Below are 11,870 nucleotides of genomic sequence, written 5' to 3' on the forward strand. Positions count from 1 at the left end.
TCGCCCTCCACGACCCCGGCGCCCTCGTCGTCGCCGTCGGCGCACCCCGGCACCGGGGCCACGGATGGCGACGCCTCGTCGGGCGGCAAGCACCGCAAGGACCCGTCGATCGCCCCCACCGGCGACCCGACGCAGATCCCCACCGCGCCGGTGCCGTCCACCGACGGTCCCGCCGACCGGCCCACGGATTCCGCTTCGACCCCGTCGCAGACACCCGGCGGTTCGAACGGCGGGTCGGACAAGGGCGCGGAGACCGGTTCCGCCGAGGGCGGCGGCAAGCACCGCGCCGGCTCGCCGCGTTCGGACGAGGACGACCGTGTCTCGCGGGGCGGCGGTGACGCCCGTACGGAAAAGCCCGCCGCGGGCGACTACACGGTACGGCCCGGTGACAATCTGTCAGACATCGCGGAGGCCCACTCCGTTAACGGTGGCTGGCATTCCCTGTATCAGCGCAATGAGAAAGCGGTCGGTTCCGATCCCGACCTGATCCTTCCTGGTCAGCGCCTTGAGGTTGGCAAATAGCGCGACAGTTCGGGGGGAATGTCCGTTCCAGTCGAAAGTGAGACATGGGTCTCTTCGCAGTTCGGCGGAACGGACTCCTCCAAAACCGGGCACACCCCCTCTCACCTGCGGAAATGCAAGGTTTCCGTGGGTAACAAGGGGCAACTGTGGCTGGAAAGAGGGGTTTGAACGCGGCGGCCCACTGTGTTTACCGTCATTTCCGCTCGCCACCGCGAGCACCACGGTCGCCACGCCGAATCCTGCCGGCGACCGGCGGAGTCGTCGCGAAAGCGCCGTAGGCAGGAGCGGGGGAACCAAGGTAAGTCGCCGTCAGCGGTCCGTCAGGGCCAGGACGGCTAGGGGTGAAGCCGAATGTGCTCGCACAGGAGGCCGGGCGAACTCACAGCCCGAACCCGACAGCTCACCTCGTAGGCGTCGGTGAGGAAACGACTCATGTCCAAGGGCAAGCACCGTCGTCCGTCCAAGGCCGTCCGCATCGTCACGCTCGCCGGTGTCGCCGGCGCCGCGGTCGCGGCCCCGCTGATGATTGCGACCTCCGCGAACGCCGCGTCCGTGTCCACGTGGGACAAGGTTGCCGCGTGTGAGTCCGGCGGCAACTGGTCCATCAACACCGGCAACGGCTACTACGGCGGCCTGCAGTTCTCGCAGTCCTCCTGGAACGCCGCCGGTGGCCAGGCGTACGCCGCCCGAGCCGACCTGGCCTCCAAGTCCCAGCAGATCGCCGTCGCCGAGAAGCTGCTCGCCATGCAGGGCCCGGGCGCCTGGGGCTGCGCCGTGCCCGGCATGACCACTGGTGGTTCGGGCGCCGACACCTCCGACTCCGGCTCCGGCACCGCCAAGTCCGACCGCGGCACCTCCACCAAGTCGCACGCCGACCGCAGCGAGCGCCAGACCGCGCCCAAGAAGACCACCCCGAAGCACGCCGCTCCGCAGGCCCAGACCGCCGACGACGAGGACGAGGCTCCGGCCCCGAAGCAGTCCGCCCCGAAGCCGTCCACGCCGAAGCACGCCGCTCCGCAGACGGTCAAGACCGGTGACGGCGAGTACGAGGTCAAGGACGGCGACACGCTCAGCTCGATCGCCGACGCGAAGAAGATCAAGGGTGGCTGGGAGAAGCTCTACCAGCTGAACAAGGACATCGTGGCCGACGCGGACCTGATCTACACCGGTCAGCACCTGCACCTCGGCTGACCCGCCGCGGGCGGGCGCGGTGGCTCACGCCGTGCCCTGCCTCTGCCTTGCGGCTTGCCCCGCCTCGTTGCGCCCCCGACGCGACGAGGCGGGGCTCCGTCATTCCTGGGGCCGCGCCCCCGGGCCCCCGCCCACCGGGGTGCCTCTTGCGCCCGGCGCGCGACCGCGGGTCGTCCTCGGCTGGTCGCGCAGTTCCCCGCGCCCCTGACGGGGCGCGCCCCCGGGACTCTTACTCGCTCAGCGAACAATGTCGGGGTTCGCCCCCTGATCAGCGTATCTACGTGATTTCGCAGCCCGCAGGGCCATGCAACCCTCCGCCGCCCGTTAGGCTCGTGGCTGCAGCACTCCAGACACACATGAAGGAGACCCTCGTGCCGTCCATCGACGTCGTCGTAGCTCGCGAGATCCTGGACTCTCGCGGTAACCCCACGGTCGAGGTCGAGGTCGGCCTCGACGACGGCTCCACGGGCCGTGCCGCCGTGCCGTCCGGTGCCTCGACCGGTGCCTTCGAGGCCATCGAGCTCCGTGACGGTGACAAGAACCGCTACATGGGCAAGGGCGTCGAGAAGGCCGTGCTGGCCGTCATCGAGCAGATCGGCCCGGAGCTCGTCGGCTACGACGCCACCGAACAGCGTCTGATCGACCAGGCCATGTTCGACCTGGACGCCACCGACAACAAGGGCTCGCTCGGCGCCAACGCCATCCTCGGCGTCTCGCTGGCCGTCGCCCACGCCGCCTCCGAGGCCTCGGACCTGCCGCTGTTCCGCTACCTGGGCGGCCCGAACGCGCACCTGCTGCCCGTTCCGATGATGAACATCCTCAACGGTGGGTCGCACGCCGACTCCAACGTGGACATCCAGGAGTTCATGATCGCCCCGATCGGCGCGGAGTCCTTCTCCGAGGCCCTGCGCTGGGGCACCGAGGTCTACCACACCCTCAAGGCCGTGCTGAAGGCCAAGGGCCTGTCCACCGGCCTCGGCGACGAGGGCGGCTTCGCCCCGAACCTGGGCTCGAACCGTGAGGCCCTCGACCTCATCCTCGAGGCCATCAAGCAGGCCGGCTACACCCCCGGCCAGGACGTCGCGCTGGCGCTGGACGTCGCCGCCTCCGAGTTCTACAAGGACGGCGTCTACACGTTCGAGGGCAAGGACCGCACCGCGGCCGAGATGACCGAGTACTACGCGGAGCTCGTCGACGCGTACCCGCTGGTCTCCATCGAGGACCCGCTGTTCGAGGACGACTGGGAGGGCTGGAAGACCATCACCGCCAAGCTCGGTGACAAGGTCCAGCTCGTCGGCGACGACCTGTTCGTCACCAACCCGGAGCGCCTCGCCCGCGGCATCGAGGAGAACTCGGCGAACGCCCTCCTGGTGAAGGTCAACCAGATCGGCTCGCTGACCGAGACCCTCGACGCGGTCGAGATGGCCCAGCGCAACGGCTTCAAGTGCATGATGTCCCACCGCTCCGGCGAGACCGAGGACGTCACCATCGCCGACCTGGCCGTCGCCACCAACTGCGGCCAGATCAAGACCGGCGCCCCGGCCCGCTCCGAGCGCGTCGCCAAGTACAACCAGCTGCTGCGCATCGAGGAGATCCTCGACGACGCCGCGGTGTACGCGGGCCGCAGCGCGTTCCCGCGCTTCAAGGGCTGACGAAGCCCCACGGGCGCACCCCTCGCGTCCGGCTGACCATCCCTCGGGGGCACGAAATCCCCGGGGGATGGCGGCAGCCTCACTACGTCCCCGGCCCCGGTCCCGTACCGTGGCCGGGGACGTACGTTCGTAATGAGACTGCGGGCGTCGAGTGACCACGGGGAGGCGAAGTGCCGGGAGACCGGTTCTCCACCGCTGCCAGGCTCAAGGCGCTGATGAGCGGCCCGAAGGCCCGGGTGTACCGCGCGGGCTCCCGCCGCCGCGGCCGGCTCACCGGGCGGGCGGCGCTCCTCGCGCTCGTCGTCTGCTCCCTGGTCGTCGCCCTCGCCTACCCGATGCGCCAGTGGGTCACCCAGCGCTCGGACATCGCCGACCAGCGGCGCAAGACCGAGCAGGCCCGCGAGCAGGTGCAGCGGCTGCTGGACGAGAAGGCGCGCCTGGAGGACCCGGCGTACGTCGAGAGCCAGGCCCGCGAGCACCTGCACTACCTCCGCCCCGGCGAGACCGGCTACAGCGTGGTCGACGGCAGCGGCGCCGCCAAGCGGCCCAAGGACCAGGGCGCCGCCGACCGGCCCTGGTACAGCAACCTCTGGGACGGCGTGGACCAGGCCGACACCGGCGCGCCCGCCCGCTGAACCCCGTACCTCTTTCGCAACCCTTTTCGACTTTCGACAGAGCACGAGCGAGCACATGGACACCCCTCCTCCGAAGACCGAGCCCACCGCCCCCACCGAGGCGGACATCGAGGCGTTCGAGCAGCAGCTGGGCCGCCCGCCGCGCGGGCTGCGGGCCATCGCCCACCGCTGCCCCTGCGGCAACCCCGACGTCGTCGAGACCCAGCCGCGGCTGGAGGACGGCACGCCGTTCCCCACGACCTACTACCTGACCTGCCCGCGCGCGGCGTCCGCCATCGGCACGCTGGAGGCCAACGGCGTGATGAAGGAGATGTCGGAGCGGCTCAAGACCGACCCGGAGCTCGCCGAGGCCTACCGCAAGGCGCACGAGGACTACATCGCGCGCCGTGACGCGATCGAGGTCCTGGAGGGCTTCCCGAGCGCCGGCGGCATGCCGGACCGCGTCAAGTGCCTGCACGTGCTCGTGGGCCACTCGCTGGCCGCCGGTCCGGGCGTCAACCCGCTGGGCGACGAGGCGATCGCCATGCTCCCCGAGTGGTGGGCCAAGGGCCCCTGCGTGAACCCGTGCGGAGGCGAGGAGAAGTGACGCGGGTCGCCGCCGTCGACTGCGGTACGAACTCGATCCGGCTGCTCGTCGCCGACCTGGACCCGGCGACCGGGGCCTTCACCGAGCTGGACCGGCGGATGAAGATCGTCCGGCTCGGCCAGGGCGTGGACCGCACGGGCCGGCTGGCCGACGAGGCGCTGGAGCGCACCTTCGCGGCCTGCCGGGAGTACGCGGAGGTGATCCGCGAGCTGAAGGCGGAGCGCACGCGCTTCGTGGCGACCTCGGCCTCCCGCGACGCGGAGAACCGGGACGAGTTCGTCCGCGGGGTCGTGGAGATCCTGGGCGTCGAGCCCGAGGTGATCACGGGTGACCAGGAGGCGGAGTTCTCCTTCGTGGGCGCCACGAAGGAACTGACGGGCCGTGACGACATAGCGAAGCCCTACCTCGTGGTGGACATCGGCGGTGGCTCCACGGAGTTCGTCATCGGCGAGCAGCACGTGCGCGCGGCGCGCAGCGTGGACATCGGCTGTGTACGGCTGACCGAGCGTCACCTGGCCGTGGACGGCGCGCTGCCCGACACGATCGCGCCCGCGGACGTCGCCGCCATGAAGGCGGACATCGACGCCGCCCTGGACCTGGCCGCGGAGGCCGTCCCCCTCGCCGAGGCCCGCACGCTGGTGGGTCTCGCGGGTTCGGTCACCACGGTCGCGGCCATCGCGCTGGGGCTGGCCGAGTACGACTCGGAGGCCATCCACCACGCCCGGCTCCCGCTGACGAAGGTCCAGGAGATCACCGGGATGCTGCTGGCCTCGACGCACGCCGAGCGCGCCGCGATCCCGGCCATGCACCCGGGCCGCGTCGACGTGATCGCCGCGGGCGCCCTCGTCCTCCAGTCGGTCATGGAGCGGGTGGGCGCCGAGGAGGTCGTCGTGAGCGAGCACGACATCCTGGACGGCATCGCCTTCAGCATCGCCTGACGCGCCCCGGAAGGGGTCCTGTGGCCCCCGCGGAGGCCCCTGGAGGGCCCTTGCGGGGGCTTCCGGAGGGGCTCCGCGAAGAATGTTCGTGAAATCCTTCACATGAAAAAACGGTGCGCGCGGTACGCGGGCGCGCCGAACTGCCCCGTTTGGGGCGTTCCAAACGTTGCGCGGCCGGATAGCGTCTGGTTTCTGGCGAGTTAAAGGAACGTTTATGCGGGTCGCGTGACGACGGTGGTCCAGTCGCCTCCGGAGCCGCAAGGCCAGTTCAGCGGGGGTCTCCAACGCGTGCGGCGGTGCCGTGGTTCCCTTGCGGGGCTATGGCGTGTGTCACGGTGGCGGCGGAGTGTAGCAGACACCTCCTGGATCCTTGTGAAGGGGCGCACGAGCACCCCCGTCCGGAGTGCTGGATACTCGAAACATGAGCACCACGGAGCGTCCACGGATCCTCGTAGTAGGCGGTGGGTACGTCGGCCTGTACGCGGCGCGTCGCATCCTCAAGAAGATGCGGTACGCGGAGGCGACCGTCACGGTCGTCGACCCGCGCTCGTACATGACGTACCAGCCCTTCCTTCCTGAAGCAGCCGCCGGCAGCATCTCCCCCCGCCACGTCGTGGTGCCGCTGCGACGCGTGCTCCCCAAGGCGGAGGTCCTGACTGGCCGCGTCACGACCATCGACCAGGACCGCAAGGTCGCCACCGTCGCCCCGCTCGTCGGCGAGGCGTACGAGCTGCCCTTCGACTACCTGGTCATCGCGATGGGCGCGGTCTCCCGTACCTTCCCGATCCCCGGCCTCGCCGAGAACGGCATCGGCATGAAGGGCATCGAGGAGGCCATCGGCCTGCGCAACCACGTGCTGGAGCAGCTGGACAAGGCCGACTCGACCACGGACGAGGAGATCCGTCGCAAGGCGCTCACCTTCGTCTTCGTCGGCGGTGGCTTCGCGGGCGCGGAGACCATCGGCGAGGTCGAGGACATGGCCCGCGACGCCGCCAAGCACTACCGCAACGTCAAGCGCGAGGACATGCGTTTCCTCCTCGTCGACGTGGCGGACCGCGTCCTCCCCGAGGTCGGTCCGAAGCTCGGCGAGTACGGCCGCCAGCACCTGCTGAGCCGTGGCATCGAGGTCATCCTCGGCGAGTCGATGAAGTCCTGCGTCGACGGCCACGTCGTGCTGTCGAACGGCGTCGAGGTCGACGCCAACACCATCGTGTGGACCGCGGGCGTCAAGCCCAACCCGGCGCTGGCCCGCTTCGGCCTGCCGCTCGGTCCGCGCGGTCACGTCGACACCCTGCCGACCCTCCAGATCAACGGCATGCCCTACGCGTTCGCCGCCGGTGACAACGCCCAGGTCCCCGACCTGGTCGGCCGCGCCAACGGCAACGAGAACGCCTGGTGCCCGCCGAACGCCCAGCACGCCCTGCGCCAGGCCAAGGTCCTCGGCGACAACGTCGTGGCGGCCCTGCGCGGCTTCGAGGCCGGGCAGAAGGAGTACAAGCACGCCAACAAGGGTGCGGTGGCGGGCCTCGGCCTCCACAAGGGCGTGGCGATGATCGTCATGGGCAAGATGAAGATCAAGCTCAAGGGCCGTCTCGCCTGGTACATGCACCGTGGCTACCACGGTCTGGCCATGCCGACCTGGAACCGCAAGATCCGCATCTTCGCGGACTGGACCCTGGGCATGTTCCTCAAGCGCGAGGTCGTCTCCCTCGGCGCCATGGAGAACCCCCGCGAGGAGTTCTACGAGGCCGCCAAGCCGGCCCCGCAGGCCCCGAAGGGCGACGCCAAGCCGTCCGACAAGAAGGCCGACACCGACAGCAAGGCCAAGGCCTCCTGACGCCGTAGGCGACAGCCGGCCGCAGCGGGCCGGTGCCGCGGGTGACCGTGGCCACCACAGCGCAACACGCCGAAGGGCGTCCACCAATCCGTGGGGTGGACGCCCTTCGGCGTTTCCGCGTTTTCCGTGCCGGAACGGGCATCCTTCGACGTGATCCGTCACTCTCGGGCGAACCGGCCTGACGGAACGGGACTATCGGGCCCCTGACTGGTGTTCAGATGTCAGTTGAACGTTTCTCCTTGCCCTGCATCTGACTGTGCATCACGGAGGTGTGCGACATGGCCGACGCCGCTCGACGGCTCACCACGCTCGTGGAAGACGTACTGGGGACCCCGCTCCCCGTCCGGCTCCGGGCCTGGGACGGCAGCGAGTACGGGCCCCCCGGCACACCCACCCTCGTCGTCCGCCACCGCCGTGCCCTGCGCAGGCTGCTCTGGAAGCCGGGCGAGCTCGGCCTGGCCCGCGCCTGGGTCGCGGGGGAGCTCGACGTCGAGGGCGACCTCTACGAGGCGCTCGACCTGCTCGCGGGCACGCTCTGGGAGCGCGGCGAGGACGCGGGGCGCGCGCACGGCCCGAGCGCCCTGCTGTCGGCGGCGCGCGACCCCCGGCTGCGCTCCGCGGCCGCCGAGCTCGTCAAGCTGTCCGGCCCCGGGCTGCCGCCCCGTCCGCCCGTCGAGGAGGCCCGCAGGACGGGCGGCCCGCTGCACACGCTGCGCCGTGACAAGCAGGCCATCAGCCACCACTACGACGTGGGCAACGCCTTCTACGAGCGTGTGCTCGGACCGTCGATGGTCTACTCCTGTGCCTACTGGGAGGGCCCGGACGGCACCCTGGAGGACGCCCAGCGCGCCAAGCTCGACCTGGTCTGCCGGAAGCTCGCACTCGAACCGGGGCAGCGGCTGCTGGACGTGGGCTGCGGCTGGGGCTCCATGGTGCTGCACGCGGCCCGCGAGTACGGCGTCGACGCGGTCGGGATAACCCTCTCCGAGGAACAGGCCGCGTACGCCCGCAAGCGCGTCGCCGAGGCCGGGCTGACGGACCGCGTCGAGATCCGCGTGCAGGACTACCGCGAGATCACCGACGGCCCCTTCGACGCCGTCTCGTCGATCGGCATGGCCGAGCACGTCGGCTCCGCGCTCTACGCCGAGTACGCCGCCGACCTGCACCGGCTGCTCCGGCCGGGCGGGCGGCTGCTCAACCACCAGATCGCGCGGCGGCCCCTGCGGGACGAGGAGGCCTACGAGATCGACGAGTTCATCGACCGCTACGTCTTCCCCGACGGCGAGCTCGCGCCGGTCGGGCGCACCGTCGCCCAGCTGGAGGAAGCGGGCTTCGAGGTCCGCGACGTCGAGTCCCTGCGCGAGCACTACGCGCTGACGCTGCGGGCGTGGGTGACGAACCTGGAGGCGGCGTGGCGGGAGGCGGCCTCCCTCACGTCGCCGGGGCGGGCGCGGGTGTGGCGTCTCTACATGGCGGCGTGCGCTCTTTCTTTTGAGCGGAACCGCATCGGGGTGAACCAGGTGCTCGCTGTTCGTACGCCGGAGTCGGGGACGTCGGGTCTTTCGCTGCGCACGCGGGAGTGGCGGGGGTAGTCCTTCTTCCCACCCACCGGGGGCTGCGCCCCCGGACCCCCGTTTCGCCCACCGGGGTGCGGCTTGCGCTGCGCGCGCGGCTGCGGCCCCGGTGGGGGTTGGTCGCGCAGTTCCCCGCGCCCCTGATGGGGCGCGGTCGCCGTATGTCTCTCCCCCCCCGGTTGTGGGCAGGCGTTCCGCAGGGCGGAACGGGTGGGCACAACCGGACCACCGGCCGCAACTGACCAGGGGGTCCGGGGGCGGAGCCCCCGGTCACAGGCTCCGGGTATGCGAAAGGGGCCGCAGCCCCCGGGTTGGAGGGGGATGGGGGCTGCGGCCCCGGTATGAGTGACCCCGCTGCGGGGTTACTCCGCCTTGATGGCGGTGAGCATGTTGAGCTTCGCCGCCCGCCGCGCGGGCCAGAGCGCCGCGAGCACACCCACCAGCGCCGCCAGCAGCAGGAAGAGCGCCATGCGGCCCCACGGCAGGATCAGCTCGAAGTCCGCCAGGGACTTGCCGATCAGGCGGCCGCCGGCCCAGCCGAAGAAGACGCCGAGCCCGATGCCGAGCACCCCGCCGAAGAGCGAGATGAGCAGCGACTCCAGGCGCACCATCCACTTGATGCCGCCGCGGTCGATGCCGATGGCCCGCAGCATGCCGATCTCCTGCGACCGCTCGAAGACGGACATCGCCAGGGTGTTGATCACGCCCAGCACCGCGACGACGACGGCCATGGCGAGCAGCCCGTAGAGGATGTTGAGCATCAGGTTGATGCCCTTGGCGATGTCGTTGGAGATGTCCTGCTTGTCCTTGATGGAGATGGCGGGGTTGTCGCCGAGGGTCTTGCGGATCGAGTCCTTGGCGGCGGTGCCGACGCCGTCCTTGGCCTTGACCAGGATCTGCATGTCGACGACGTCGGACTGGTGCGGGGCCAGGGTCGCGTTGTCGACCATGACGCCGCGCACGAGCTCGCTGCTCTTGAAGATGCCGGAGACCGTGAACGGGATCTTCTGGCCGTCCTCCACCGTGGCGGTGAAGGAGGAGCCGACCTTCCAGCCGTGGTCCTTGGCGAGCTTGTCGTCGACGACGGCCTTGTCACCGGAGAGCCCGGCGAAGGAGCCCGACTGGAAGTCGTACTTCGCCAGGTCGGCGATGCTCTTGCCGTTGACGCCGGTGAGCGACTGGTGGTCGTCGCCGATGCGGGCGGCGGTGGTGCGCAGCGGGCTGACGGCGGAGAGCGCGGGGCTCTCGGCGAGCTTCTTCGACACGTCGGGGGAGAGCGGCGTGCCGCTCGCCATGGAGACGATGTAGTCGGCCTTGATGGCCTTGGTGGCCATCTTGTCGATGGCCTGCTGGGTGCTGCCCGCGATCACGGTCATGCCGGTGATCAGGGTGAGGCCGATCATCAGCGCGGAGGCGGTCGCGGCGGTGCGCCGCGGGTTGCGGACCGCGTTCAGCTGGGCGAGCTTGCCGGAGATCCCGAAGGGGCGCAGCAGCGGGCCCGCGGCGGCGATCAGCGGCCGGGACAGCAGCGGGGTCAGCACGAAGACGCCGATGAGGAGCAGACCGGCGCCGAGCGCCAGGATGCCCTGCTCGGAGCCGGCCAGCACGAGCGCGGCGCCGATGGCGCTGAACGCGGCGCCGATGCTGTTGCGCACGACGAGGGAGCGCGGGGAGGCCGCGGCGTGGACGCTGCTCATGGCGGCGACCGGCGGGATCTTCGCGGCGCGGCGGCCGGGCAGCCAGGCGGCGAGCATGGTGACCACGATGCCGACGACCAGCGAGGCGACGACCGTGCCGGGGGAGATCACCAGCGGGCCGTCCGGGATGGTGGCGCCGGTGGAGCCGAGCAGCGAGCGCAGGCCCGCGCCGATGCCGATGCCCGCGACGAGGCCGGTGACGGCGGCGACGGCGCCGACGACGAGCGCCTCGATCAGGACGGAGCGGGTGACCTGGCCGCGGCTCGCGCCGACGGCGCGCATCAGGGCGAGCTCCTTGGTGCGCTGGGCGACCAGCATGGTGAAGGTGTTGGCGATGATGAAGATGCCAACGAAGAGGGCGATGCCCGCGAAGGTCAGCAGGGTGGTCTTCATCGTCTCCATGCCGGAGGCGATCTCCTTGGCCTGGTCGTCGGCGAGCTTCTGACCGGTCTGGGACTCGGTGTCGCGCGGCAGGACCTTGTCGACCGCGGCCTTGAGGGCGGTCTGGGAGGTGCCCGCGGCGGCCTTGACGTCGATCTCGCTGAACTCGCCAGCCTTGGCGTAGTACTTCTGCGCGGTCGCGGTGTCGAAGAGGACGAGGCTGCCGCCCGCGGCGACGTTGCCGTCATCGGTGGTGAAGACGCCGGTGACCTTCGGGGTGAGGACGGGGCCGTCCACGGACAGCCGGACGGTGTCGCCGACCTTGTAGCCCGCGCGGTCCGCGGTCTTCGTGTCGAGGGCGATCTCGTTCGCGTTCTGCGGGGCGCGGCCCGTCTTCATCGCGTAGCGGGGGTCCTTGCCGCCCGCGCCCGGGTAGTAGTTGGCGCCGGTGGAGCCGAAGCCCTCGCCGACGAGCTTGCCGTGCTTGTCGGCTATGGCGGCGAAGCCGCCGACGGAGCCGGTGACCGAGGCGGCGCCCGGCACCTGGGCGATCTTGTCGAGGGTGGCCTGGGTGAGCTTGGGCGCGGCGCCCGGGTTGCCCTTGTCGCGGTCCTCCTTGTGAGGGGTGACGGCGACGTCGACGCCGGTGAAGCCCTTTTCGGAGCTCTTCTGGAAGGCGTCCGAGATGGTGTTGGTGAAGACCAGGGTGCCGGAGACGAAGGCGACGCCGAGCATGACGGCGAGCACGGTCATCAGCAGCCTGGCCTTGTGCGCGAGCACGTTGCGCAAGGCGGTACGGAACATCAGTCAGTCCTGTGGGAGAGCCCCTCGCCGCCGCGGGGCGGGCCGGGGGAAGC

Annotated in this window: 9 protein-coding genes and 1 riboswitch; of the genes, 8 read left to right on the plus strand and 1 reads right to left on the minus strand. The window is 70.6% G+C overall.

What is annotated here, in order from left to right:
• The 8 genes from K6I34_RS38330 to K6I34_RS19800 form a co-directional block, all read left to right on the plus strand.
• The coding region (locus K6I34_RS38330) for a LysM peptidoglycan-binding domain-containing protein (RefSeq protein ID WP_275127104.1) at positions 1–522 on the plus strand (522 nt) is incomplete at its 5' end.
• 260 nt (positions 523–782) lie between these two features.
• A riboswitch (cyclic di-AMP (ydaO/yuaA leader) is annotated at positions 783–951 on the plus strand.
• Positions 952–954: 3 nt separating this feature from the next.
• Positions 955–1,713: a transglycosylase family protein gene (locus K6I34_RS19770; RefSeq protein WP_229327634.1), complete on the plus strand. Its 759-nt coding sequence runs from the start codon at positions 955–957 to the stop codon at positions 1,711–1,713.
• Positions 1,714–2,084: 371 nt separating this feature from the next.
• The gene (gene eno / locus K6I34_RS19775; protein WP_229327635.1) at positions 2,085–3,365 is read left to right on the plus strand and encodes a phosphopyruvate hydratase; all 1,281 of its coding nucleotides are present in this window, start codon (positions 2,085–2,087) and stop codon (positions 3,363–3,365) included.
• 170 nt (positions 3,366–3,535) lie between these two features.
• Positions 3,536–4,000 carry a septum formation initiator family protein gene (locus tag K6I34_RS19780; RefSeq protein ID WP_308294032.1) on the plus strand — a complete coding sequence of 155 codons (465 nt, stop codon included), beginning with the start codon at positions 3,536–3,538 and terminating at the stop codon, positions 3,998–4,000.
• A gap of 55 nt (positions 4,001–4,055) precedes the next feature.
• Positions 4,056–4,586, plus strand: coding sequence for a DUF501 domain-containing protein (locus tag K6I34_RS19785; RefSeq protein WP_229327636.1), 531 nt, complete (start codon positions 4,056–4,058; stop codon positions 4,584–4,586).
• Positions 4,583–5,524 (plus strand): Ppx/GppA phosphatase family protein, encoded by a 942-nt coding sequence (locus K6I34_RS19790; RefSeq protein WP_229327637.1) that lies wholly within the window; start codon positions 4,583–4,585, stop codon positions 5,522–5,524. Before K6I34_RS19785 ends, K6I34_RS19790 begins: the two co-directional genes overlap by 4 nt.
• Before the next feature lie 421 nt (positions 5,525–5,945).
• A complete protein-coding gene (locus tag K6I34_RS19795; protein ID WP_229327638.1) occupies positions 5,946–7,361 on the plus strand; it encodes an NAD(P)/FAD-dependent oxidoreductase in 1,416 nt (471 codons plus the stop codon).
• A 278-nt stretch (positions 7,362–7,639) separates the two neighbouring features.
• A complete protein-coding gene (locus K6I34_RS19800) occupies positions 7,640–8,953 on the plus strand; it encodes a cyclopropane-fatty-acyl-phospholipid synthase family protein (RefSeq protein ID WP_229327639.1) in 1,314 nt (437 codons plus the stop codon).
• A 344-nt stretch (positions 8,954–9,297) separates the two neighbouring features.
• On the opposite strand, the gene K6I34_RS19805 is transcribed toward K6I34_RS19800, so the two are convergent.
• The gene (locus K6I34_RS19805) at positions 9,298–11,817 is read right to left on the minus strand and encodes an ABC transporter permease (protein ID WP_229327640.1); all 2,520 of its coding nucleotides are present in this window, start codon (positions 11,815–11,817) and stop codon (positions 9,298–9,300) included.
• Positions 11,818–11,870 lie beyond the last annotated feature (53 nt).

It is taken from the genome of Streptomyces sp. UNOC14_S4 (assembly GCF_020740835.1).
In the GTDB taxonomy this organism is placed as follows: domain Bacteria; phylum Actinomycetota; class Actinomycetes; order Streptomycetales; family Streptomycetaceae; genus Streptomyces.

Coding starts and splice junctions, on each gene's coding strand:
- K6I34_RS19770 (WP_229327634.1), top strand. CDS start 955: ATGTCCAAGGGCAAGCACCGTCGTCCGTCCAAGGCCGTCCGCATCGTC.
- K6I34_RS19805 (WP_229327640.1), bottom strand. CDS start 11,817: ATGTTCCGTACCGCCTTGCGCAACGTGCTCGCGCACAAGGCCAGGCTG.
- K6I34_RS19785 (WP_229327636.1), top strand. CDS start 4,056: ATGGACACCCCTCCTCCGAAGACCGAGCCCACCGCCCCCACCGAGGCG.
- K6I34_RS19800 (WP_229327639.1), top strand. CDS start 7,640: ATGGCCGACGCCGCTCGACGGCTCACCACGCTCGTGGAAGACGTACTG.
- K6I34_RS19795 (WP_229327638.1), top strand. CDS start 5,946: ATGAGCACCACGGAGCGTCCACGGATCCTCGTAGTAGGCGGTGGGTAC.